21 protein-coding genes and 1 pseudogene are annotated in these 24,182 nt (G+C 71.4%); 11 read left to right on the top strand and 11 right to left on the bottom strand.

What is annotated here, in order from left to right; all coding sequences use genetic code 11:
* Positions 1–48: 48 nt before the first annotated feature.
* On the bottom strand, positions 49–744 hold the full coding sequence (locus Aau02nite_RS00210; protein WP_212986213.1) for a winged helix-turn-helix transcriptional regulator: 696 nt from the start codon (positions 742–744) through the stop codon (positions 49–51).
* Positions 745–852: 108 nt separating this feature from the next.
* Between Aau02nite_RS00210 and Aau02nite_RS00205 the strand changes: the two genes are divergently transcribed.
* Complete coding sequence (locus Aau02nite_RS00205; RefSeq protein WP_212986212.1) at positions 853–1,686, top strand: class I SAM-dependent methyltransferase; 834 nt, start codon at positions 853–855, stop codon at positions 1,684–1,686.
* Positions 1,687–1,806: 120 nt separating this feature from the next.
* Here the strand turns inward: Aau02nite_RS00205 and Aau02nite_RS00200 are convergent.
* The 4 genes and pseudogenes from Aau02nite_RS00200 to Aau02nite_RS00185 all read right to left on the bottom strand — a co-directional run.
* Positions 1,807–2,364 (bottom strand): annotated as a pseudogene (locus tag Aau02nite_RS00200) (glycoside hydrolase family 78 protein); the annotation flags it as partial.
* A gap of 89 nt (positions 2,365–2,453) precedes the next feature.
* Positions 2,454–2,894, bottom strand: coding sequence for a DUF6010 family protein (locus Aau02nite_RS00195; RefSeq protein ID WP_212986210.1), 441 nt, complete (start codon positions 2,892–2,894; stop codon positions 2,454–2,456).
* Positions 2,895–3,002: 108 nt separating this feature from the next.
* A complete protein-coding gene (locus Aau02nite_RS00190; RefSeq protein ID WP_212986209.1) occupies positions 3,003–6,287 on the bottom strand; it encodes an SCO7613 C-terminal domain-containing membrane protein in 3,285 nt (1,094 codons plus the stop codon).
* A 70-nt stretch (positions 6,288–6,357) separates the two neighbouring features.
* Positions 6,358–8,967, bottom strand: coding sequence for an MGH1-like glycoside hydrolase domain-containing protein (locus tag Aau02nite_RS00185; RefSeq protein ID WP_246594782.1), 2,610 nt, complete (start codon positions 8,965–8,967; stop codon positions 6,358–6,360).
* A 132-nt stretch (positions 8,968–9,099) separates the two neighbouring features.
* On the opposite strand from Aau02nite_RS00185, the gene Aau02nite_RS00180 reads away from it, so the two are divergent.
* The 3 genes from Aau02nite_RS00180 (at position 9,100) to Aau02nite_RS00170 (ending at position 11,237) form a co-directional block, all read left to right on the top strand.
* Positions 9,100–9,891 (top strand): TSUP family transporter, encoded by a 792-nt coding sequence (locus Aau02nite_RS00180; protein WP_246594781.1) that lies wholly within the window; start codon positions 9,100–9,102, stop codon positions 9,889–9,891.
* Between the two features lie 23 nt (positions 9,892–9,914).
* Positions 9,915–10,409: an NUDIX hydrolase gene (locus Aau02nite_RS00175; RefSeq protein ID WP_212986207.1), complete on the top strand. Its 495-nt coding sequence runs from the start codon at positions 9,915–9,917 to the stop codon at positions 10,407–10,409.
* Between the two features lie 159 nt (positions 10,410–10,568).
* A complete protein-coding gene (locus Aau02nite_RS00170; RefSeq protein WP_212986206.1) occupies positions 10,569–11,237 on the top strand; it encodes a hypothetical protein in 669 nt (222 codons plus the stop codon).
* A gap of 28 nt (positions 11,238–11,265) precedes the next feature.
* Here the strand turns inward: Aau02nite_RS00170 and Aau02nite_RS00165 are convergent, their stop codons facing one another.
* A complete protein-coding gene (locus Aau02nite_RS00165) occupies positions 11,266–11,952 on the bottom strand; it encodes a response regulator transcription factor (RefSeq protein ID WP_212986205.1) in 687 nt (228 codons plus the stop codon).
* Positions 11,949–13,250: a sensor histidine kinase gene (locus Aau02nite_RS00160; RefSeq protein WP_246594780.1), complete on the bottom strand. Its 1,302-nt coding sequence runs from the start codon at positions 13,248–13,250 to the stop codon at positions 11,949–11,951. The genes Aau02nite_RS00165 and Aau02nite_RS00160 overlap by 4 nt, the downstream gene beginning before the upstream one ends.
* Before the next feature lie 421 nt (positions 13,251–13,671).
* Here Aau02nite_RS00160 and Aau02nite_RS00155 point away from each other — a divergent pair, with 421 nt between their 5' ends.
* The 4 genes from Aau02nite_RS00155 (at position 13,672) to Aau02nite_RS00140 (ending at position 16,613) form a co-directional block, all read left to right on the top strand.
* Positions 13,672–14,136 carry a DUF1707 SHOCT-like domain-containing protein gene (locus Aau02nite_RS00155; protein WP_212986204.1) on the top strand — a complete coding sequence of 155 codons (465 nt, stop codon included), beginning with the start codon at positions 13,672–13,674 and terminating at the stop codon, positions 14,134–14,136.
* 119 nt (positions 14,137–14,255) lie between these two features.
* A complete protein-coding gene (locus Aau02nite_RS00150; protein WP_212986203.1) occupies positions 14,256–15,077 on the top strand; it encodes a metal-dependent hydrolase in 822 nt (273 codons plus the stop codon).
* Between the two features lie 5 nt (positions 15,078–15,082).
* Positions 15,083–15,904: a hypothetical protein gene (locus Aau02nite_RS00145; protein WP_212986202.1), complete on the top strand. Its 822-nt coding sequence runs from the start codon at positions 15,083–15,085 to the stop codon at positions 15,902–15,904.
* Between the two features lie 127 nt (positions 15,905–16,031).
* The gene (locus tag Aau02nite_RS00140) at positions 16,032–16,613 is read left to right on the top strand and encodes a DUF4760 domain-containing protein (RefSeq protein ID WP_212986201.1); all 582 of its coding nucleotides are present in this window, start codon (positions 16,032–16,034) and stop codon (positions 16,611–16,613) included.
* A 257-nt stretch (positions 16,614–16,870) separates the two neighbouring features.
* On the opposite strand, the gene Aau02nite_RS00135 is transcribed toward Aau02nite_RS00140, so the two are convergent.
* Both Aau02nite_RS00135 and Aau02nite_RS00130 read right to left on the bottom strand, forming a co-directional pair.
* Positions 16,871–17,662, bottom strand: a complete 792-nt coding sequence (locus tag Aau02nite_RS00135) for a hypothetical protein (protein WP_212986200.1) — start codon at positions 17,660–17,662, stop codon at positions 16,871–16,873.
* A 338-nt stretch (positions 17,663–18,000) separates the two neighbouring features.
* On the bottom strand, positions 18,001–19,446 hold the full coding sequence (locus tag Aau02nite_RS00130; protein ID WP_212986199.1) for a sensor histidine kinase: 1,446 nt from the start codon (positions 19,444–19,446) through the stop codon (positions 18,001–18,003).
* Between the two features lie 758 nt (positions 19,447–20,204).
* Here Aau02nite_RS00130 and Aau02nite_RS00125 point away from each other — a divergent pair.
* Positions 20,205–20,774, top strand: coding sequence for an ankyrin repeat domain-containing protein (locus Aau02nite_RS00125; protein ID WP_212986198.1), 570 nt, complete (start codon positions 20,205–20,207; stop codon positions 20,772–20,774).
* A 228-nt stretch (positions 20,775–21,002) separates the two neighbouring features.
* Here the strand turns inward: Aau02nite_RS00125 and Aau02nite_RS00120 are convergent, their stop codons facing one another.
* Positions 21,003–21,431 carry a PPOX class F420-dependent oxidoreductase gene (locus tag Aau02nite_RS00120; protein ID WP_212986197.1) on the bottom strand — a complete coding sequence of 143 codons (429 nt, stop codon included), beginning with the start codon at positions 21,429–21,431 and terminating at the stop codon, positions 21,003–21,005.
* 351 nt (positions 21,432–21,782) lie between these two features.
* Here Aau02nite_RS00120 and Aau02nite_RS00115 point away from each other — a divergent pair, with 351 nt between their 5' ends.
* Positions 21,783–22,463, top strand: a complete 681-nt coding sequence (locus Aau02nite_RS00115) for a hypothetical protein (RefSeq protein ID WP_212986196.1) — start codon at positions 21,783–21,785, stop codon at positions 22,461–22,463.
* 391 nt (positions 22,464–22,854) lie between these two features.
* A complete protein-coding gene (locus Aau02nite_RS00110; RefSeq protein ID WP_438841080.1) occupies positions 22,855–23,349 on the top strand; it encodes a hypothetical protein in 495 nt (164 codons plus the stop codon).
* Positions 23,350–23,641: 292 nt separating this feature from the next.
* On the opposite strand, the gene Aau02nite_RS00105 is transcribed toward Aau02nite_RS00110, so the two are convergent.
* Complete coding sequence (locus Aau02nite_RS00105; protein WP_212986195.1) at positions 23,642–24,136, bottom strand: hypothetical protein; 495 nt, start codon at positions 24,134–24,136, stop codon at positions 23,642–23,644.
* Positions 24,137–24,182 lie beyond the last annotated feature (46 nt).

The raw sequence follows: 24,182 nt of genomic DNA, 5'->3' as shown, positions 1-24,182 counted from the left end.
CCGGCGTCCCGCCCGGAACGGTGGGACGCCGGGTGTGCCGTTCACCCGTCAGGCGGGCACAGCGGCGGGTGGGCGGGGCACCGACGCGAACAGCGACAACGTGAACCACCCGGGCAGCGCCCGGCGGACTGCCTCCGGTCCGTGCACCCGCAGCCGTCCCGTCCGCAGCACCTCGGCCCACGTCCGGTCACCGCGCCAGACCTCGACCAGGGCGCGCAGCTCCGCGGTCAGGCTGACGGTGACCTCGTGGCCCGGGTCCTCGTCGCACACGTCCGCCTCGCCGTCGGCGATCACCAGCCACCACGAGCGCGGATGCGGCGCCGGCACATCAGGGAAGCTCAGCGCGACGACGGTACGCCCGGACGGCACCGCCGCGTGGTCGATGTTGCGGTGCATGTCCCACAGCAGCAGCTTCGGGTCCAGATCCGCGTCGCCGAGCTCGCCGACCCAGCGGACGCCCCAGGCACCGACCGCCTCGACGATCGGCCGCAGTTCCCGGCCGGCCGGGGTCAGCCGGTACTGCACCTCGCCGTCGGCGGGCCGCCGCTCGACGACGCCGGCCGAGGCCAGCTGCTGCAGCCGCTTCGACAGCAGCGTCGGGGACATCCGGGGCAGTCCCCGACGCAGGTCGTTGAAGCGGCAGCTGCCGGCCACCAGCTCGCGGACGATGAGCAGGGTCCAGCGTTCGTCGAGCAGCTCCATGGCCTTGGCCACGGGACAGAACTGGTGATAGGAGGCGCCCATGAGGAGCAGCGTAGGCCCGCGGCGCCGCCTGACGGCAGTACACATCCTGTACTGGCCCGGGGCTTCCGGCCCTCCGTAGCGTCGCTGCCGAGGAGAGGAGCCCAGCAGATGACCGTTCAGCCGGACACGACCGGGGCCGACCGCGCACTCAAGGCCCGCCACCGGGCGATGTGGGCGCTCGGCGACTACCCCAGCGTCGCCACCGAGGTGATCCCGCAGCTCGGCGCGACGCTGGTCGCGGCCTGCCGCACCGGCCCCGGGCAGCGGGTGCTCGACGTGGCCGCCGGCACCGGGAACGCGGCGATCCCGGCCGCGCTGACCGGCGCCGAGGTGGTGGCCTGCGACCTGACCCCGCCGCTGCTGGAGGCCGGCCGCGCGCTGGCAGCCAGGCGTGGAGCGGTGGTGGACTGGCGCGAAGGCGATGCCGAGGCGCTGCCGTTCCCGGACGGCTCGTTCGACGTCGTCCTGTCGTGCGTCGGGGTGATGTTCGCCCCGCACCACCGGGCCGCCGCGGACGAGCTTGTGCGGGTGTGCCGGCCGGGCGGCACGATCGGGATGATCAATTGGACGCCGCAGGGCTTCATCGGGCAGCTCTTCGGCCTCATGAAGGCGTACACCCCGCCGCCTCCCCCGGGCATGCAGCCGCCGCCGCTGTGGGGCAGCGCGGCACACGTGCGGGAGCTTTTCGGCGATCGGGTTGCCGAGGTCACCGCCACGGTGGACGCCGCGGTGATCGACCGGTTCGCCGACGGCGCGCAGTTCCGCGACTTCTTCAAGACGCACTACGGACCGACGGTCGCCGCCTACCGCCACCTCGCCGCCGAGCCCGGACGCGTGGCCGCACTCGACCGGGATCTCGCCGGCCTGGCCCACCGCCACGACCGCGGCAACGGCGTCATGCGGTGGGATTACCTGCTGTGGACGGGCCGGCGGACGGGCTGAGCCGGGGCTACTTGCGCCGGCTGGCTCGGCCCGCGACCACGAGCCCGCCGATGATCACCGCCACGACGATGAGACAGACCAGCAGATGCCACGGTTTGATCGCGCCCATGATCGCGCACCCTACCGGAGTCCGCTGTCCGCGGTGGGCTCGTCAGGCTGAGTCCCCGGGATGAACCTGCTGCGCCCCGAGCGCACCGTGTAGGTCGCGGCCCCGTCGTGGACGCCCTCGAGCCGCACGGCGCCGGTCGCCCGCGGTGGGCGTACCGCCGGGGACCGGCAGCTCGACCCGGGCCGTGACATTGACCGGCAGGTCCACTGACATCGTCGTGCCGCCGCCGTCGTGCGCCGGATCCAGGACGCGTGCCACCCGGCGCCGCCGATCCCGGTTCCGAACGCGGCCGGGCGCGACCACGGCGAGGCGGCGCCGGCACGGTCCCAGGTGCGGACCGTCCACCGGTACGCCGCATCGCCGGTCAGCACCGGCCCGCCGTACGGCACGTAGGCCGTCCGGTCCGAGACGACCTTGCCGCTGTCCCGGACCGTCCGCGCCGGGTCGCCGCCGGAGACGACCCTGATCCGGTACGCGGTCTGCCGCTCGCCGCTGTCGAGGTCACGCGGCTGCCAGCCGAACAGCGGCGTCCCCTCGACGGCCACCGGCTCGGCACGGTCGCCGACGGTGAGAGCGGTGACGGGGAGCGGGGGCGGATCTCCTGCATGGTCGCGGCCGCGACGATGAAACGTTTTAAGCTACCCGACAACCATAGAAGTCAGCCGATGTCCGGGGCGAGACCCGGCACGCCCTCCGCCCGGCGCCACCCGCGCCACCACTGGAGCAGTTCCCGCGGCGACCGGCCGCCCGTGAAACACCACAGGGCGATGACCGGGTCGCAGATGGCACATCCGAACGAGGAGTCGGGCAGCGACGGGATCAACGGCGCGCCCCGCCGGTGGTGCAGGATGTCCCAGCCGGTGTGCAGCAGCCAGCCGACGCCGATGAAGGTCCACGACCGCAGCCCCAGGTAGGCGACCGCGCTCACCACCGCGGTGAACGCCAGCTCGCCCAGGCCGAAACTGCCACCGCTGATGTAGGCGGCCCCGGCGCCGCCGATGAGGACCGCGTTGATCCGGCGGCGGTGCGGTTCCGGTACGAACGAGAAGATGCCGGCCCAGACGAGAGCCACGACCACGGGCATGATGTAACGAAGCATGTGCCACGGTAGGAGCACGGCGATGAGCGCGGACAGGGCTGTAACAGCCGCATTCCAGCGGATTTCCGCCAGCCCGCCGCCGGCCCCTCCCGTTCAGCCCGCTCCCGCTCAGCTCATCCGGCCCAGGGCGGCGCGGATCCGGGCCAGATCCCGCCGGCGCCGCTCCAGCGTCATCGCCAGCCCGACCAGCAGCAGCCCCGCCCCCGCCAGCGGGATCCACCGCGGCAGCAGGTCCCAGACCAGCACCACCTCGTGCAGCGCCACCACGGCCAGCACCGCGCCACCCGCCACCACCGGCGCCCGCAGCCGCCCGTACGAGCCGGCCAGCAGCACCACCAGCGCGCCCAGGCCGAGCAGCAACCGGCGCAGCGGCTGTCCCTCGCCCGCCAGCACGGAGGCCAACGTCGGCAACAGCGCCGCGGCCAGCGCCGGCCCGTACGTCACCCAGCTCGACAGCCCCGGCCGGGTCCGCCGCGCCAGCCACCCGGCCAGCAGCGCCACCCCGGCCGCCGGCAGCGTGTACGCCTCAACGGTCGCCACCCGCTCCGAGGCGATCAGCAGCCACCAGCCACCCAGCTCGGCGACCGCGGCTGCCAGCACATGTCCCCGCCGGACCGCCGCCGCCTCACCCGGCCGCAACGCGCGCACGCCGAGCGCCAGCCCCCAGAACGTGCACACCGCGGCAGCGTGCCGGATCGAGCCGGTGGTCAGCAGCAGCGCCACCAGGGCCCCGGCGTGCGCCGCCACCTGCACCGCCCGCCCCTCCACAGCCCGGTGCCCGCCGAGCACCGCGCCGACAGCCAGGACCACGGCGGCGGCACCGAGCACGATGAAGGCACTGGTCGCCGGGGAGAGATCAGCCGCCCGGCCCACCGTGTAGGCGAACGCCACCGTCGTCCCGGCGCCGATCAGCCAGCCGGCCAGCCGCGCGCCCAGGGCGCGGCCCGTCACACCGGCCACCGCACCGGCGACCACGGTCAGCCCCAGCGCGGCCAGCGTCGCGCCGCGGGTCGCCAGCGCACCGGCGAGCCCGGCACCGGCCAGCGCAGCGCACACCACCGCGGGGCCCGCCATCCGCACTCCCGGGCGCAGCAGCGCCACCGCGAGCAGGCCGGCGAGCCCGACGACCAGGCTCTCCGCCGGCACTCCGGGCCAGGGCACCCCGGCCGCGGCGAGACCCAGGGGAGCGATGACCGCCAGCACCGGCGCCACCGCCCACACCGCGCTCCGCCGCCCACGAGCGGCCTGGACGACGATCACCACCGCCACGGCGAGAATTCCCAGGGCGACGACGTCGGCGAAGACCACCGCGCCGACACCGGTGCCCGCCGGACGTCCGGCCCACACCCGGCCCAGCCAGCCGTAGGGACGCAGCAGCACAGCGGACAGGCTCGGCGCGGTCGCCACGAACAACGCGATCCCGAGCGGAAGAGCAGCAAGACCGGCCGGAACGGTACGCGAGAAGGTCAGCGCGACCAGCAACAGCGCGGTGGCCGCATAGATCGCCGGAGAGTCGCCGGTGGCCAGGGCCCAGATCGGCGCGGACACGACACCGAGCAGTGCTGCCACCAGGGCGAAGGGCCGGTAACCGCGGCCGACGATCAGCAGGGCACCGACGAGCAGGGCAGCGGCGGTCAACGCCACGCGGCTCTGCACCGGGGCGGACAGCGACAGCGCGGCGGCGCCGGTCCAGGCAGCGGCCGGTACGGCGACCATGCCCACCGCAAGCGCCACTCCCCCGACCAGCCGCGCCCGGCCTCGAGCGACAACGAGTCCACCCATGCGGGCGACGACCGCCGTGGCGACGCCGATGGCGGCCACCCCCGTCAAGGTCGCGCAGGCCACCCCCGGCCGCTCGAAGGCAACACCCACCGCATGACTGGTCAGCACAACCGCCACGGCAGCGGGCCAGAGCGGGAACCCCCGCAGCGCCAACCCCAGCGCCCCCGCCACCACGACCAGCTCGAACCCCGGCGCCGTCCACCACGGCAGCCCGAAGGCGACCGGCGCCGCGACAGCCGTCAGCGCCAGGCCACCGAGCACCGTATGCGGCTGTGCGCTGCGCGACACCAGCACGGTCATCCCGCCCGTGAGCAGGGCGATCACCGCCGGCAGGCGCCAGTCGCCACGACCGACGGCCACCGCGGTGATCGTGACCGCCACAACGACGACCCCGGTGCAGGTGACCACCAGCAGGGCCCCGATCCACGGGCCGAGGCGTACCACTTCCGGCAGCCGCCGGTTCACCGCCGTGACGAGCACGGCCAGCGCCGCGAGAGCCGCGACCACCAGCACCGGCGCGGCGAAGCTGCCGCCGGCGACCCCGGCGAACCGACCGGCCGCGACGGCCAGCGCGACCACGAGCAGTCCGCCGGTGACCGACTGCCAGCGCGGAGCCCGGGCCAGGACGGCCCCGGCGACGGGCACGACCGCCGCCGCGACCAGCGCTCCGGCGGCCACCGCCATCCGCCCGGGCCCGGCATCAGTGCCGAGCCCGACCAGGGCGGCCAGCCCGGCCAGCATCGCCGCGCCCCCGCCGAGCACGTACGCCGTGACCCCCAGCGCCGTCAGCCCGGAACGCCGCAGCTGGACCACCGCGAGGTTCAGCACAGCCACCGCCACCAGCGTGTACGCCCACCCGGTCGGATCCGGGTCGAACGGCGCCACCAGCAGCGGCAGCACCGGCTGGGCCACCAGCAGCGCACCGAAGCGGGGACCGATCAGGCCGGTCACGTGCTCGTACCCGGCAGCCACGGCAGCCGTCACCGCGCAGACCGCGCCCGCGTACCCCAGCGCCGAGTAGTCCGCGACGCCGAACAGGTTGACGTACCAGGCCGCGTACCCGTCGAGCAGGACCAGCAGCAGGCCCACCGCCGCGAAGGTCTCGGCCGTCGCGGTCAGGCCGCGGCGCAGCGCGGCGAACGGTGCCGCCAGGGCCGCGACGGTGAAGCCGGCCAGCAGCAGCGCCCGGCCGCCCACGCCGAACTGCGACCAGGCCACCGCGGTGAAGACGATCGCCGCCACACCCAGCAGCAGGCCGCCGAGCAGGAACAACGCGTTCTGCACGAGCCGGGTCGAGGCTTCCTTGGACCGGGGGGCCGCCGGTGCACGGGCGGGGACCGGCGGGGCGGGGGCCGGCATCCGGGGCACGGGTGCCAGCGACGCCCGGATCCGCGCGACTGCGGCCTCCCGCTGCTGCCACGCGTGGCGCAGCGCCGCGTCGGCGCCCGCGGCCGCCTCTCGGGCCGCCGCCAGCCGGGCGGTGAGCACCGGGATCTCGGCGTCGAGGCGGATCACCTCGGCGGCGTCGGGGTCCGGGCCGCGGCCGCAGCCGGGGCAGCCGGACGTCAGGTTCGCCGGGGTACGGCACGACGGGCACGGGTACGAGGTCACGCCGTCGATCCTCGTCCCGCCGGCCGCCCGTTCCCTGAGTTCGCGTACCTAGCCTCCGGCGATCCGGTGCTCAGCGGCGGTGCAGCGTCAGGATGAGGTCGACCACCAGCGCGGTCCAGCCGGTCTGATGCCAGGCGCCCAGGCCGGCACCGTTGTCGCCGTGGAAGTACTCGGGGAACGCGATCAGGTCCTTCCAGTCCGGGTGGTTCTGGAACACCTCGGAGGCACCGTAGATCGGGCGCCGGCCCCACGAGTCCGGGACGAACAGCGACACCAGCCGCCGGGACAGGTCGTCGGCGACCGCGCTCAGCGGCATCTTGGTCTGCGAGCCGGTCGGGTACTCCACCATCAGGTCGTCGCCGAAGAACGCCGCGAACTCCCGCAGCGCCTCGATGAGCAGGTAGTTGACCGGCATCCAGACCGGGCCGCGCCAGTTGGAGTTGCCGCCGAACAGGCCGCTGGTGCTCTCGGCCGGCTCGTACCCGACGGTGAACTCCGAACCGCCCAGGTGCACCGTGAACGGCTTCTCCAGGTGCGCGCGGGAGAGCGTTCTGAGCCCGTACGGGGAAAGGAACTCCTCCGGGTCGAGCATCCGGGCCAGGATCCGCAGCAGCTGGTCCTGGCCCACCATGGACAGCAGCCGCTGCTGGCGGCCGTCGGCCGACAGCCGGCGCGCGCTGATCACGTCGGCGTACTCGGCCTGCCCGGCCAGCAGCCAGCGCAGCCGGGCGGCCAGCTCGGGCAGCCGGTTGAGGGTGCCGGCGGACAGCCGGGTGGTCGCCGCCAGCGGCAGCAGCCCGACGATGGACCGGGCCTTCAGCGGCATCCGGTGCCCGTCGGGCAGGCGCAGCACGTCGTAGAAGAAGCAGTCCTCGTCGTCCCAGAGCCCCTGCCGGTACGCCGCCTCGGCGATGTACGCGAAGTGCTCGAAGAACTTGGTCGCCATGTCCTCGTAGGTGCGGTCGTGCAGCGCCAGCCGGATCGACATGTCGAGCAGGTTCAGCGCGTACATGGCCATCCAGCCGGTGCCGTCGGACTGCTCCAGCACGCCGGCCACCGGCAGCGCCGCCGACCGGTCGAACGGGCCCACGTTGTCCAGCCCGAGGAAGCCGCCCTCGAAGACGTTGTTGCCGCCGACGTCCTTGCGGTTGACCCACCAGGTGAAGTTCAGCAGCAGCTTGTGCATGACCCGGGCCAGGAAGTCGAAGTCCCGGCCCCCGTCGATCTCGAAGACGTTGAGCGCGGCCCAGGCGTGCACCGGCGGGTTGACGTCACCGAAGGCCCACTCGTACGCGGGGATCTGGCCGTTGGGGTGCATGTACCACTCGCGCAGCAACAGCAGCAGCTGCGACTTGGCGAACCCCGGATCGACCCGGGCGATCGAGACGCAGTGGAAGGCCAGGTCCCAGGCGGCGTACCAGGGATACTCCCAGGGGTCCGGCATGGAGATGACGTCGAAGCTGTTCATGTGCCACCAGGCGTTGTTGCGCCCGTAGCGCCGGCCGGGCGGCGGTGGCGCGGAGCCGGGATCGCCGTGCAGCCACTGCTTGACGTCGAAGTGGTAGAACTGCTTGCCCCACATCAGCCCGGCGATGCCCTGGCGGGCGACGGCGGCCTCCTCGGCCGAGGCCGCGGCGGGGATCAGCTCGGCGAAGTACGCGTCCGCCTCGGCCAGCCGGTCCCGCACCACGGCCGCGAAGCCGTCACCCAGATCGGGCTCGCCGGGAGCCTCGTCGCTGCGGGTCAGCCGCAGCCGGATCTCGCGGGTCTCCCCCGGGCCCAGCGTCAGCTCGTAGTGCAGCGCGCCCTTGGTGCCCACCCCGGCCGGGTTGACCGTCGGGGCGCCGGCGAGGAGGTGGTCGTTGATCCCGTCCTTGGGGTACATGCTCGTGCCGGGCAGGCCCCACAGCCGCTGCGCGTTGGTCTCGTTGTCGCACATCAGCGCGGGCGGCGCGCCCTCGCCGTCCAGGGTGATGTGCCCGAGGGTGCGGTGCTCGCCGTCGAGCCGACCGGGACTGCCGGTGATGACCGGGACCGGGCGGTTGGGCAGGCCCCACGACCAGGTGTTGCGGAACCACAGCGACGGCAGCACGTGCAGGGTGGCCTCGTCCGGCCCGCGGTTGGAGACGGTGACGACGATGCACATGTCGTTCACATCGGCCTTGGCGTAGTCGACCGTCACGACCCAGAACCGGTCATCGTCGAAGACGCCCGTGTCGATCAGCTCGTACTCCGGCTCCTCCCGGGAACGGTGGCCGTTGACCCGGACCAGCTCGTCGTACGGGAAGGGGGCCTGGGGGTAGTGATAGCGCCAGCGCATCCACGAGTGGGTCGGCGTGGAGTCCTGGTACCACCAGTACTCCTTGGCGTCCTCGCCGTGGTTGCCGCCGTCGCCGCCGAGGCCGAACATCCGCTCCTTGAGGATCGGGTCGGCGCCGTTCCACAGGGCCAGGGCGAAACAGAAGGTCTGCCGGTCGTCGCAGACTCCGGCCATGCCGTCGTCGTTCCACCGGTACGCCCGGGAGCGCGCGTGGTCGTGCGGGAAGTAGTCCCAGGCGGTGCCGTGCTCGCTGTAGTCCTCCCGGACCGTGCCCCAGGCCCGCTCGGCGAGATAGGGCCCCCACGCACGCCAGGGCCGCTCGCCGGAGTCCGCCTGCGCCAAGCGCTCGCGCTCCGCCACGCCGCCGCCCACCCCCTTCGTCCGGACCTCGCTGCATTGTTACTGGCAGGTGTTACGAACACTAACGGAGCCCGCCGCCGAAGATCGTCGACGGCCGGACCCGGCTTAACAATCGCCGGGCACACTGTCCCGGTGACCTGGGCCGACGCCATCATCGCCGTGACCGCCGGCCTGCTCATCTCGATCGTCACCACCCCGGTCGGCGTCTCCGGCGCGGTGTTCCTGCTGCCGGTGCAGCTCAGCGTGCTGGACGTGCCGAACCCGGCGGTGACCCCGACGAACCTGCTGTTCAACGTCGTGTCCGGGCCGGGCGCGCTGCTGCGCTACCGGCGCCGGGGCAGCCTGGCCAGCCCGCTGACCCGGCTCCTGCTGCTGGGCACGCTGCCCGGCGTGGTGGTGGGCGCGGTGGTCCGGGTCTTCGCGGTGCCCGGCCCGGGGGTGTTCCGGGTGATCGTCGCCGTGCTGCTGCTGCCGCTGGGCGTCTGGCTCTGCCTGCGCGAACCACCGCCGCCGGACCGCCCGGCGTCCGCCGCACCACCACCGCAGCGGGGCATCCTGGGCCTGGCGCTGGGCGTCGGGGTGGTCGGCGGCGTCTACGGGATCGGCGGCGGGTCGATCCTGGGCCCGATCCTGGTCGGCCGCGGGCTGCCGGTGGCGGTCGTCGCGCCCGCGGCGCTGGCCTCGACCTTCGTCACGTCGGTGGCCGGCGCCGGCGCCTTCGCCGCGCTGGCGGCGGCCGGGCAGGGCGACATCGCCCCGGACTGGGGCATCGGCCTGCTGTGCGGCGTGGGCGGCCTGGTCGGCGGGTACGCCGGCGCGCACCTGCAACCCCGCCTGCCGGAACGCGGACTGCGGCTGGTCCTCGGCGGGCTGGCGGTCGCCGTGGCGCTGCTGTACGCCGGGCAGGTCGCGCTCCAGCGCTGACCGGCCGTCGTTAAGGTCGCGGCATGCCTGCCTCCGACTACGTGAAGAACCTGCGTGCCCTGGTCGGCCACGACCTGATCATGTTTCCCACGGTCAGCGCGATCGTCCTCGACGAGCGCGGCCGGATCCTGCTCGGGCAACGCAGCGACAACCACCGGTGGTCGGTCGTCGCCGGGATGATGGATCCCGGCGAGCAGCCCGCGGACGCGCTGGTCCGCGAGGTCGAGGAGGAGACCGGCGTCCAGGTGGAGATCGAACGCCTGGCCGGGGTGGCCCTGCACGAGGTCGTCTACCCCAACGGCGACCGCTGCCACATGGTCAACAGCTGGTTCCGCTGCCGGGCGGTGGGCGGTGAGGCGCGGGTCAACGACTCGGAATCGATCGCGGTCGGCTGGTTCGCCCCGGACGCGCTGCCCGAGCTCGATCCGTTCGCCCTGCTCCGCATCCGCACCTCGCTCCCGCCGGAGGCGCCGACCTGGTTCGCCCGGCCCGGCGAGAGCGTGGCCCCCGGTTACTGACGCGTACCGATATGATCGCCGCTTCCATGCTGGTACACGGGGAGGCGACCCATGGATGAACCACGAATAACACCTGATCAGCCGGCGTTTCCGCCATGGCAGGCGCCCGCGCCGCAGCCACGGCGTTCCCGGTGGCGTGTCTGGGGAACGGTCACCGCCGTGGTGGTGGTGCTGGGCTGCCTGGGCGGGGCCGGCTTCGTGGGGATCCGAGCGATGCGGTCGAGCACGCCGCCGGTCGCCAAGGGCCTGAGCTTCCCGGGCGCGCCGTCCGCCGCGCCGGGCGCGGCCCCGGGCACGGAGGCGGAGACCGTCACCGGCCCCCGGGCGAGCACCTATCCGGTACGCACGGCCGACGACCTCAAGCGGATCTGCGAGCAGTGGTACTACCCGAAGTCGCCGAAGGTGAAGTCGTCGGGCACCCAGCCGGTGAGCATCTTCGGCGAGGAGAGCAAGGACTTCGACACCAAGCACGAGGTGACCCTGTTCGACATCCCGGACTGGTATACGGCGCCGAAGCAGAAGGCGTGGGACCCGTCGTCGCCGGGCAAGGTGCGCCTGGTGGCCTGCGTGGACCTGGTGCAGACCGGCAAGAAGATCAAGAACTGCAAGTTCGACGACCCCAAGGGCCTCAGGATCCCGATGCGCGAGGCCAAGTACCGGCTGGCCCTGTACGAGGTGGCGACGGGCCGCAAGGTGCTCGAGAAGACCCTGACCGGCGAGGACGAGGAGTGCCCGTTCATGGTGCTGCTCGGCGCCGACCGCAACGTCTACAGCCAGGTCGGCGACCGCCAGTTCTACGAGACCCTGAAGAAGCACGTCGAGAAGTGAGCGGAGCAGCCGCCCCGGCCGGCTCCGCTCAGGTGAGCCAGCCCGGGCGGATCAGCCCCGCCTCGTAGGCGTGCACCACGAGCTGCGCCCGGTCCCGCGCCCCCAGCTTCACCATGGTCCGGCTGACGTGGGTCTTCGCGGTCGCCGGGCTGATCAGCAGGCGGGCCGCGATCTCGTCGTTGGACAACCCCTCCCCGACCAGCACCATCACCTCGCGTTCGCGGTCGGTGAGCTGCTCCAGGGCGCGTTCGGCCTCCCCGGCCGGCACCGACTGGCGACCGCGGCCACCCGGGGTGGCGAACTCACCGATGACCCGCCGGGTGACACTCGGCGACAGCAGGGCGTCGCCGGCCGCGACCGCCCGGACCGCGCGCAGCAGCTCGACCGGTTCGGTGTCCTTGACCAGGAAGCCCGACGCGCCGGTGCGCAGCGCCTCGAAGACGTACTCGTCCAGCTCGAAGGTGGTCAGGATGACCACCCGGGTGCCGGCCAGGTCCGGGTCGGCGGCGATGCGCCGGGTGGCCTCCAGCCCGTCCACGCCGGGCATCCGGATGTCCATCAGCACCACGTCCGGCCGGGTCTGGGCGGCCAGCCGGGAGGCCTCCAGGCCGTCACCCGCCTCGGCGACCACCTCGATGTCCGGCTCGGCGTTCAGCAGCGCCCGGAAACCGGCCCGGACCAGGGCCTGGTCGTCGGCCAGCAGCACGGTGATCATGCGGGCTCCCTCGTCGGAGTGGTGCGGGTGGGCAGAACCGCGGAGACCAGGTAGCCACCGTCGGGCAGCGGGCCCGCCTGCAGCGAGCCGCCCAGGCTGGCCGCCCGGGCCCGCATCCCGGCGATGCCGCTGCCACCGTCGTCGGCCACCCCGGTCTCCCCGCCCTCGGCGGCCCGGCCGCCCGGCGTGGCCCGATCGCCCTGGACAGTCCGGTCAGTCTCGCCGGCCCAGTCGTTCCCGCCAGCCCGGTCGGTCCCGCCAGCTCCGTCGATCCCGCCGGCCCGGTTGATCCCGCCGGCCCGGTCGGCCTCCGGGCGGATCGGGGGCCGGGCGCCGTCGTTTCGGATCTCCAGCCGCAGCTCGCCCGGGGCGTACGTCACCGAGACGGTGGCCGAGGCGCCGGCCTCCGCATGCCGGCGCACGTTGGTCAGGGCCTCCTGGACGATCCGGTACGCCGCCCGGTCCACCTCGGCCGGCAGGTCCCGCCGCTCCCCCACCGTCTCGGTCGTCACCGGCAGGCCGGCGTCCGCCGTCAGGTCGGTGAGGCGGTCCAGGCCCAGCGCGGGCTGGCGGGGCGCGGCCTCCTCCTCGGGGCGCAGCACACCCAGCACGGCACGGACCTCCCGCAGCGCCTCGGCGCTCGCGGTCTTGATCGCGCTCAGCGCCTCGCGGGCCTGCTCCGGGCGGTTGTCCATGAGGTGCAGGCCCACCCCGGCCTGCACGTTGATCAGTGACAGGTGGTGGCCGAGCACGTCGTGCAGCTCCCGGGCGATGCGCAGCCGCTCGTCGGCGGCCTGGCGGCGTTCCTGCTCCGCTTTCGCACGGGCGCGTTCGGCGTTGGCCTTGGACAGCTCGGCCAGGTATGCGGCGCGGGCGCCGGCGGCGCTGGCGATGAACGCCGTCAGCGCCAGCCCGAGGCCGGTGAGCACGGCGTCGCGCGGGGTCGGGCGGGCCGTGGCCGGCAGCCCGAGCGGATCGGCGAAGACGATGAGGACCGCGAGGTAGACCAGGTAGCCGGCCGCCGCCGTGATCAGCGCGGATCGGCGGTGACCGGTGCGGACCGCGGTGAACAGCGCGATGACCGGCGCGACCGCGTAGGTCCAGGACGGCGGGGCCAGGGCGGCGTACCCGATCGAGGCCGCACCGGCGACCGCGACCACCGCGACCGGCGCGCGCCCCCGCCAGGCCAGGGCCAGCGGGCCGGCCAGCAGGAGCGTGCACGCGATGACGTCACGCGGATGGGCCAGGTGAGCCGCGTACGACCAGTTGCCGAAGACGTGGAAGCAGAGAGCGGCCACGATCGCACCCCGCCAGTGCCCGTGCCGCGACCGGCGGCGGGCGTACGCGGGCCAGTCCGCCGACCGCAACCGCCCCGAGCGGCTGCGGCGGCGGAACTCCTCCCACTCCGCTTTCCGGGAGGCAGCTTTCCGAAAGGCAGCGGACGGTCTCCTGCGAGCAGAAGACGGCTGGTCGCGCACACCCCGGTCCGGCACGTCCTCGAACCTACGGCACCGCAGCTCACCCGGGCATCGGCACGCAGGGCGACGGTTCCCTGCGCCCCTGGTACTACGGCGGGTTGCCGCGTACTCCTCAGGGCGTACGCCGCTGCACTGCCGCTGCTCCGCCGGTGGGCGTACCGGATGCTCCGCCGGGGCGACGCGGCCCGGTGCCGGATCGGCCACGCTGGAAGCCAGTCCCGCCACGTCTCAGGAGGTCACCGTGTATCCCAGCGACGCCACCCGGTCCGGTCCGCAGCGGCTGCGGACCTCCGACACCGAGCGCGAGCAGGTGGCCGCGATCCTGCGGGCCGCGATGACCGAGGGGCGGCTCACCCTCGAGGAGGGTGAGGAGCGACTCGGTCAGGTGTACGCCGCCAAGTTCCGCGACGAGCTCGGCCCGCTGACCGCCGACCTGCCCGACAACGGCCGCCAGGCGCTGGCCGCGACACCGGAGGCGCAGGCCGCGACACGCCGGGGCATCCGCCGGCACGCCCGGTTCGTCGCCGTCCTGGCGCTCTTCCTGACCGCGCTCTGGGCCCTCTCGGGCGCGCACTTCTTCTGGCCGGCGATCCCGCTGGTCTTCCTGGTCATGGGCCTGATGCGGCACGCGCGGTACGGCCGGTACGAGGCCGGGTACGGCTACCGGCACCAGGTCGCCCCCTGGAACGCGCCGACCTATAGGTGACCGTAAACACTCCACAGTAGACGTGGCGGTCGTTGAACGCCCCTCCCCGCTCTGCGACAGTTGCCAGGTTTACCCCCGGCCACGTCGCGCCGGGGCTACGGGGAGGGGTGGGCACGACCATGATGGGTCCGTCGCACGCACTGTCGGGCGCGGCCGTCTGGCTGGCCGGCAGTTGGGCCTTGGATCACTTCGCGGGGTACGCCCAGTCGCCGCTCGCGATCGCGGTCGGCACCACGGTCTGCGCGGGCGGCGCCCTGCTGCCCGACCTGGACCTGTCCGGCAAGGTGACCCGCAACCAGGGCGGCGCCACGGTGGCCCGCACGTTCGGCGTGTTCTCGCTGTTCGTGGCCGAGGTGATCGAGAAGATCTCGCTCGGCATCTACACGGCGACCAAGCTGAGCAGGGACCCGCGCCGCAACAACGGGCACCGCACGTTCACCCACACGCTGCCGTTCGCCGGCCTGGTCGGCTGGGGCACGACGGCGCTGTGCGCGGGCTCCGGCAAGTGGGCGGTCGTGGCGGTGGTCTTCTTCATGGCCGGCCTGGCCCTGCGCGGCCTGTTCGACGAGTGGGCCGAACGCGCGGGCTGGGTGATCGTGACCCTGGCGTCGGCGGCGATCGCCTGGTTCACGGCGGCGAACCTGCCCGGCGACCGCGGCTATCCGATGCTCGGCTTCGCGGTCGGCGTGGGCTGCGTGGTGCACCTGCTGGGCGACATGATCACCAAGAACGGCGTACCGATCCTGTGGCCGATCCCGACCGGACGCCGGATGTGGCGCATGGTCGGGGTGCCGAACGGGATAGCCATCAAGGTCGGCGGCCGCGGCGAGGTACTGGTGCTGCGCACCCTGTTCACGCTGATCGCCATCCTGTCGGTCTTCGCGATGTTCGCCCCGCACGTGCTGCAACGCCTGGACCTGGACGCCTGGGCCGACGGCTGACCGGCGTGCGGGTCATCGAGAGCTTCGTCGCCGGCAAGGCCGGCAACCCCTCGCTCTGCGAGGACGCGGTGATCGTGACGCAAAGTCACGCGGCGATCGTGGACGGCGCCACAGACACAACCGGCCAGGGGTACGGCGTGCCGGCCGTCCCGGGCGGCCGCTGGGCGATGGCCGCCTGCGTCGAAGCGATCACCACCCTCGCCGAGGACGCCGACGTGGAGACCGCCACTCGCCACCTGACGTCGACGCTTGCCGGGCGGATCGACCCCGCGCTGCGGCCGCATCTGCGCCCGAGCGCGTCGGTGACCGTCTACTCGCGGCGGCGCAGGCAGGTGTGGCAGATCGGGGATGTCGGCTTCCACTACGCCGGGCTTGCTGAGGGCGCGGGCAGGCCGCGCAAGCCGCTCGACCGGATCGCCGCCGACTTCCGGGCGGCGGTGATCGCGGCCGAGCTCGCCATCCGCGAGGCCGGAGAGCTGGATCTCGCCGTCACCGATCCGGGGCGGATCGCGGCCCGGGCGCTGATCTCCCGCCAGGGCGCCCTGCGCAACACCGTCGGTCCCTACGCCTTCGCCGCGATCGACGGCCGCCCGGTGCCGCCCTCGCTCGTCACCGTGCACGACGTCCCCGGGCACGTCGACGAGCTGGTGCTGGCCAGCGACGGCTATCCGGAGATCCGGCCGACCCTGGCGGAAACCGAGGCGCGGCTGGCCGAGCTGCTGGCCGAGGACCCGCACTGCATCGGCCCGCTCCGCGGCACCAAGGGCGTCATGGCCGGCCAGATCAGCTTCGACGACCGCTCCTACCTGCGCCTCCGTCTTTCCTGACGCGACATCCGCTCAGCCGGAGATCCCCATTGCCGATGCCCCTTCGATCCGATCCTCCCGAGTTACCGCGCTGGTGACCGGCTGCCGAAGACTCCACGCGGCCAAGGGGATCGATTACCTTGGATAAGTGGACGCCACGACAGCAATCTCCCTCGCCTCCATCGCCATCGCCGTCGTCTCCCTGATCGTCTCGGGGACGCTCGCGCTCCGGCAGACACGAACCACGATGGACGGTTACGCCCTGCCGGTCGTGCTCCAGGTCTTCAGCCGGTTCCGGACCCAGGAGTTCTTCGACGCTCAACAGTTCGTCTTCGACGAGCTTCCCCAGCAACCGGTCCAGCCGTATACGGACCTGTCGTTGGAGGTCCGGTCCCAGTTGCGCATGGTGGGCGGACTCTACGACGACCTCGGCAAGCTGGTCGCACACGGCATCGTCAAGGAGGAGCTGATCATCGGCTCGAACGGCCCCCAGGCCCGCCGCATCTGGGAGACGATCGAGCCCTTCGTGCGCGCCGAACGCGCCAAGCGCAACAGCAACCTGTGGATCTATCTGGAGGACCTGGCGTACCGCACCACCCGGAAACCGCCGGCCGCCATCCACGAAAAGCTCAAACTGCATCAGTACGCCGGACCGAGGCACACGGCCCTTCCGGCGTCCTCCGAGTCCTCTGCGACGCCACGACCTCGAACGGAGCAGCAGCCGAACTAACCGGACGGGAGGAGGGGCGAAGGCAGCCCGGCGCGGGACAAGCGCATCACGCGACGATTCCGCAGCCTCGACCTCGTCGCCATGCTCGATTGCTCCACGCCATACCTGACGGCCAAGGTCTACGAGGCAGAACCTAGTGGCAGCGCCAGATCGCCGGACGGCCGCGGCCGCCGCCAAGAACGGTGCCACCGATCGTGTTGCCGTCGGCGCTGATCGCCGTCGCCATCGTCATCTCACCGTCGGGGCCTCGCAGCTCGTCAATGGGAACCGGACCCTTGTCGTCGAGGCCGATCCATCCGGCCGGCCGGCTTCTCCAGACCGTCCCCGGCCAACAGGGCAGTACCGTCGGCGGTGCCGGCGCGGGCTCCGAACTCACCAGCGTCGGGCAGGCTGGCCGTGCTGAACAGCGAGCCGTCCTTCAGTGCCCAGCGAGTCTCGACGCCGTCGCCGCTGCCATAGACGTACCGGCCCGCGATCGCCCATGCGATCCCGTTCTTGTTCTCATCCCCCCACGGGCCTCCGAGCCCCTCCGGGGTGCCGTCGGGCCACCACAGCATGGGAAACCCGTCGGCCTCACCGACAATCGTGCCGTCGTCGGCGATGTCGCGCGCAGTCCCTGAGCGCTCGCCCGGCCGGTACGACGGCAGTTGCAACGGGTGCACCGTGCCGTCGGACGACCAGGTGACGGGGACCGTGTCGTCCGGCGCTGTGCCGTGCACCCACCCGGCGATGACTCCCTTCGCGTTGACTGCGTGCGGGCGGGTCCACGAGTAGCCCCTGACCTTCGCCAGCGTGGTCACCTTCCCGTCCCGCCACACCCAGCCGGTGCTTTCATCGGCCGGTGTCGTCGAATACCCGACGACCGTGTCGCCGACCACGTCCGCAATCGTCCCGGTCGCGCCTGCCGGCAGGTCGACCACTTTGCCGTCCCGCCACAGGATCGCCTGTGGGGGGTTCACGTCCAACCGGCCGCCGATCTGCGCGCCGCCCGGGTCAATGGTCATGACCGTTCCGGGAGCCCCTCCGGGTGTCTCCAGCAGCGTCGGCACGCCCGGGAGTCTCCCCGCATCCTCGTCCTTCCGGTAGCCGTTCACTCAACCGACGGTGCCGGCCCCACGAAAGGTTGAGTGCGAGGCAATCCGCCGGGACCGCCCGGCGAGGCGTCTCGATCCGCGCTCTCACGCAGCGGTACGCAGCTCATGGGCGTACCGTGCCCGCAGCGATCGATTCGACTGCGCCGCCGGCAGCGCGCAAGTCACCGGAGCAGGTTGCGCCGCGGCTGGAGCTCGTTCAAGCCGGCGATCGCTCCCACCGGCCCCGGCGAGCGCCCGTCGTCTGCGGCATGACAGTGCGCTCGAGCTGCGGCTAACGCCGCGGCCGGTCGGTGTTACGGGTGGGCATCGCCGGCGCTGGTCAGGGTGAACTGAAACCGGCACCCACCGCCGGGGTTGTCGGTGACGGTGATCGTCCCGCCGTGGCGTTCGACGATGCGCTCACAGATTGCCAGGCCGAGGCCGGTGCCCGGGTAGGCGCCGTTGGTGTGGGAACGGTGGAACTGGGTGAAGACCTTGTCGTGCTGGCTGGCGGGGATGCCGACTCCGCGGTCGGATATCTCCACACTGATCCGGTTGTCTGCCTCGGGGCGAGCCGTGATGTTGATCCGGGCCGGTTCGTTGGGCATGGCGAATTTCAGGGCGTTGCCGATGAGATTGTCGAAGAGTTGCCGCATCATGGCGGGATCGGCGTACACGGGGGACAGCGGCCAGGTGGAGATGGCGGGGGGCAGGGCGGCTGCCCCGCCGTTCGCACGGTCGCCTGCAAGCAGGTGGGCGGTGCGCTCGGCGGTGACGTCGGCGATGATCTGCTGCAGATCGACGCGTTCGGGCTTGAGGGCGCTATCACTCGCGGTGGCGTACGCGAGCAGGTTGTCGATCAGATGATCCATCCGCTGGACACCTTTGATGATGCGCTGCAGGCTCTTGGCGGCCTGAGGCGTGGTCATGGCGGGGTTGCTCTGCTGGTCGTCGTACATGATTTCGGCGAAACCGCCCACGCCGGCCAGAGGAGCCTTCAGGTCGTGGGCGACGACCCCGGTGAAGTCCCGTAACTCCTGTTGTTGGGCCAGCAGAGCCGCCTGGTAATGCATGCGGCTGGTGATGTCGCGGAAGACCGCGACCGCGCCGGTCATGCCGTGGTGGTCGTCCATCGGATGAGCGCTCACGCTGAGGATCGCCCCCGTCAACCGGCCGGCTTTGGCGACGGTCAGCTCTGCCCGTTCGACGACCTGCCCGTGTTGGAGCACCTGGGTCAGTGGCAGGTCGTCGGCGGGGAACGGGGTGGATCCGTCCGGGTGGAAGACCGGGAACCGGCTCCGGTGTTCGGTACCGAAGAAGGGCTGTGCGCCGCCGTCGATAATCGGCGCGGCTGCGGAGTTGGAGTACAGGAGTTTGCCCTCGGGATTCACGACGATGACGCCTTCGCTGATACTGCCCAGCAGGGTGGTGAGCAGCTGGACCCGGGTGCTGGCGGCTTGCTCGGCGGCCCGCGATTCGGCTAGGGCGACGACCAGCCGCTGTACGCGGACGGTGACCACAACGAACACCATCACCGTCAACAACAGGCCGAGGATCGAGGCGGCGAGCCAGGCCGGAATGGTGCTACCGCCCGGCAACGTCGCGGAGTCGACCAAGGTGGCGGCGAGTAGTCGATGACCACTCAGCTGCGGGCTCCGATCCGTGTCGAGTCCGACGGACGTCATCCAGCCGCCGTCGAGCTGGGGGACGGCGTGGTGCAGCAGGGCCCGTGGGTGGACGAGGCCGGCGTTTACCGGCACGGATGTTCCTCTGCCCGGTACGGCCCGTGCACAGTCAACGAATACACATACGGAACATCGTCCGTGCAGAGCATCACCTGACACTTACCGGGCGCCAGCAGTGCCAGAAGGCAAGCCGCTGCTCCATGGCATAGATGATCAGCCACCGACGGTTAGGCACGGACAATCTGTCCGTCACCTCGGAGGCGACGACCGCACTGTCATCAGCAGTTCCCCGTGTCGAGTGATCATTTGCCTGATGCATCCCCGAAGCTCTATGGCGGTCCCGTGTCATGTCGGAGTCCTTCGTCCTGCTGCGCCGGGGGATGGGCAAGGGATGCCGTCCTGGCAATCGACAGCAGCCCCGCCGGCAGAACGAGGATCCGGAACTATGACCGAACGGACAAGTCACCTACCCCTGGGTCGGCACCCCTGCCACCACGCCACCCACGCCCGCCGAGTAGCCGCGTGCGCTTTGACCGACTGCGGCATGGCATCTGCACAGAGACCGGGTGGGCAGGGCTCGGACCAGCCGGAGCAGACGATCGCGACTCACGGGCATGCCAACGTCACCCGCCGGGCACGGTCCGGTGCCCGGTCAGCCCGTCGACTTGCTCGACCTGCTCCGGCAACCTGCGTTCGACGTCTACCACACATTTCACGCGAGAACCGAGTTTTCCGCTGACGCAGGTGACAACGCGCGGGCTATCGGGTGCGCTTTTGTTCGCGGCAGATCAGCGCATCGGATCATGTGCGCTGAGGACGTCTAGTCTTGCGAGGTGGCAAGGCAAGAACTGGGAGAGAGTCCGCTGCACATTGCCGCGAGGGCGGGCGATGGCCAGGAGGTGACTCGGCTGTTGGCCGCCGGCGCCGTCGTAGACGCTGGCAATTACCGCAGGTACACGCCGCTGCATCTGGCCGCTGGGATTGCGGCATCTGACGTCGTGGTGATACTCGTCGCCGCCGGCGCGGACGCCATGGCCCTTTCGGCCTTCAGGACCACGCCGCTACACGAGGTGGCCCGCGGTGTCGTTGGCTCCGCTGAGGCGCGACTGGCGATCATCGAGAGGCTCCTTGCCGCTGGCTGCCCTATCAACGCCGTGGACAGCAGCGGACGTACGGCGCTTTGGTACTCGGCGGCCACCGGTACCGCGCCGTGGTCAGCCGAGCAACAAGCCGTCCGCGCCCGAGTCCTACAACGCCTGCTCGATCTGGGCGCTGACCCCACCATCGCGGCGAACGGCATGCAGGGAAGGCCGATCGATGCGGCTCGAGGGCTGCACCAAGCCGAAAAGTACCGGATCGAGTGGAACGAAGGCGCGGCGCTACTCGAGGACCACGATCACTGATCAGACACGAAAATCTGCTGCGCCCTGAGCTTGTCGCGCGAATTGAGCCTACGGCTACACGCCCATGACGAGGTAGTCCACAGATCACGAAGGTGCGTGCGGCGCTGTCAATCTCGTCCGCGGCATCTGCCGGCCACGCCGACACTGGCCGCCGAGCAGACCGAGCGTTCTCGGCGGCAGTTTGGGGCGTTCGCGCGTGCGGTATGCGAGGCGGTCGCGCTCCGGAGTCTATTTGTCTCCTGGCGCCTGGTGAATCGTCCGCCTCGGTTCGTACCACGTGCTGCCGACGGGTTCACCCGTCATGTTCCAGCTCCACGAGATGGTCGGGGTGATGCGCATGTAGATGCCTGGCCCCACGATCCCGACTCGTTCGCATGGCCCTTCGGCGCGCCCGTAGACCCGGATCGAACGGGCGATGAACGGATCGAACGACACCATGTCGTCGACCACGAATGCGACCCGCTGGTTGCCGGCCTGGACGTTGCGGAACTTGCGGGTATCGAGCACGGAGCGCGCGGAGCCTCCCACCCAGAAGAAATCTCCGTCGAATTCGAAGGCGAGGGGAACCACGTCGGGCTGCTCGTCGGCGCCAAGAGTCGCGAGTCGCAGAACTGGCTGCGATCGAAGATAGGCGATCTCTTCGTTGGTGAACGACATGTCGTTCCACTCCTTCCCTCGGCACCTTCCGCGTGGAGCAGTTCCTTCCTGCCATCCAGTGTCGCACTCAACTCGGCAGTTCCGCGTGTCCTGTGGGGAGTCGGCCTCTTGGCTTTCCATGCCGAGGTCCCGTGCTCGGGGGAGCGGCGGGGGCGTGACGCGGGGTGGACGGCGTATCAGGCATCGGCGGCACGGGGTGATCGATGCGAACGCGGGTAGGTCGTGGTGGGCGCGAACATACCTTCCGTTGAGCAATGTCGTCGCAGGGGCGTCCGCGCTCGCGGGGGCGTCCGGCGTCGGGTGCGGCGGGCCGTCCCGGGGCGGGTGACAGCGGGCTCGTAAGGTCATCCGGTGAACGTCTACGACATCGTCGGCCGACTGCCCTCGATTCCGGTGCTGCGCGCCCGGTGCCGGGCCCTGGCCGTCCTGGAGTTGATCCAGGGCACCGGGTACGAGTACTACAGCTACACCGCCTGGGGTGACGACGAAGCCGCGCTGATGAGCAACGGTAGCGGCGATGAGTACACCATCGTCTTCTGCGAGGCGGGCGTGTTCATCCGGCTGTTCGACCACGAGTCCGCGATGTCGCCCTATGCCGGCAGTGACGAAACGGCGCTCTGGTCGGGACTGCTCGACGGGCTGCCGCCGGAGTTCGCCGGACACGTCACCGAGCCGGCGTTCTGCGACGGCGGCGACCTGATCGCGACAGCGGTGCTGTGGCGGCGGACCACCGATGACCGCTGGCATGCCGGCGCCGGCATCACGTTCCCGCCGTCGCGCGGCCCCTACGACATCAGCCCGGACGGCGCCGACCGGCTCAGCATCCTGTGCGACGACATCGTCGACGAGTACGTTGACTTCGCCAGTGACTACTACGAGACCGAGATCGACCGGGACGCGGTGGCGCACGTCGCGGCGCTGCGGCCGCTCACCGACGACGTCGTCCGGGCGCTGAACCCGGAGTCGAGCCTCGCCGGGGTCCGGACGGAGGTGGCCGCTACCGGCTACCCGATCGCACCGGCGGTCAGCTAGCGCCGTCCGGCTGGGCTGGTGGTCTAACCTCGGTCGTCTGCCCAGCGTCGCTGCCGAGCAGCTCACCATGTCACCAGGTGTAACTACGGTGAGTGCCGGCGAACGAGTCAGGGCAGGCGGCACCGAGCGCCGACCGCGACTTCTCTGCGGGAGATGAGGGCGTCCGGATGGGTCTCCCATCCGGTCTATCCGGCCGCCGAAGCGACCGGTGACGTCCACCTCTGGACTGTCTACTTTCGCATCTGCGCAGGGCGTTTCGCGCTTCTCCGGCGACGGCCCTCTTGACACTCGACCTGGTTGAGACTCCAACCTGCTCTGTAGGGCTGGCCCCTGCCGGCATCGGAACGGCCATGTCGGTAGTCGCGGCCGGTATGAATGGGAAAGGACCACGGTGTCAGAATCGTCGAACCTCAACCCGGACAGCATCATGGGCGCCATCGGTGCCGCCGTCGAACAAGGCCGGGCGGGAGACCGGGTTGGGGCGAGAGACTCCCTCACGCGGCTGTGGGACGTGGTAGGCGAGCGCGGTGATGCGCTTCACCGGTGCAGCATCGCTCACTATCTTGCTGATCTACAGGACACGGTCACGGACGAGTTGGCGTGGGACCAGCGTGCCCTCGCCGCGGTGACGGATCTTGACGATGAGCGTGCGCGCCACTACCACGACTCCCTGCAGGTAAGAGCCTTCATGCCCTCTCTACATTTGAACTTGGCCGATGCGTACAGGCGTGCGGGAAACCCTGCCGAGGCGGGTATTCATCTGTCCGCGGCGGCCGCTGACCTGGATGCGCTTCCCGACAACGAGTACGGATCAATGATCCGAGCCGGTATTGACAAGGCACAGGAGGCACTTGATTCGGGCTCCCAGCAACCATTGATTTCCTGACCCCGGCATATCCGAGTCACTGTTCGCTCTCATCGGCAGATCCGGGTGCTGGATGTCGGCCCGGGAGGCCGGGTTCGACTCCCCGGTGACCGGGCTCGTGCCCGCTCGGGGTGATGCCAAATCCTTGGCTTTTCCCGCAGCGGATCGCCGATCAGGGCGGGTGCGAACGGTCTGTTGCGCACTTCTGATCTCCCTCCCGGTGACCGAGAGGGCGTCCAGTTGATCGCCGGTGTACGTGAGCCGGCGCAGGGCGGGCGGATGTCGGTGGGCGATGTGTTCGACGAGGTGGGTGCTAATGCGGCTCGCGGGTCAGCACGGTCGCGGCGACCTCTGTCAGGAGTTGCCGGGCGACGGCCGGTACCGGCGCGGTGGCGTCGACGGTAACGGCACCGCGCCGGCGCCATCTCGCCAGGAAGGAAGTGTGGCTTTCGAGGGCCTTCTGCAGGGCAGCGCCGGAGTCGCCGAAGTGGTTGCCGCCGCGACGTTGACCGACGCGATGGACCACCGTTGTCTGATCGATGTCCAGCAGGGCGCACACGTCGAACCGTGCGCTGAGATCCACGGCGTTGTCGGCGTGTCCGACCAGCCACAGGGTTTGTACGCCCCGCTCGCGGGCCGTGCTGATGAGGGCATCGAGGCGGTCGGGGTCCCAGCGGCGTGAATTTCCGGCCGCCCAGGTCGTGTCGTCGTCGAGACTCACCGCGTCGTGCCCGTGGAGCGCCAGGTACCGCGCCAGGGTGGATTTGCCGGAACTGCGGACGCCTGTCACGAAGACGACGAACATCATGTTCCTCCTGCTGAGGCGAGGGTCGGCCGGCCGCTCGGCGCCATCG

The sequence above is a fragment of the Actinoplanes auranticolor genome, from assembly GCF_018332655.1.
Classification (GTDB): domain Bacteria; phylum Actinomycetota; class Actinomycetes; order Mycobacteriales; family Micromonosporaceae; genus Actinoplanes; species Actinoplanes auranticolor.
This window is presented reverse-complemented; position numbering and strand designations above follow the sequence as displayed.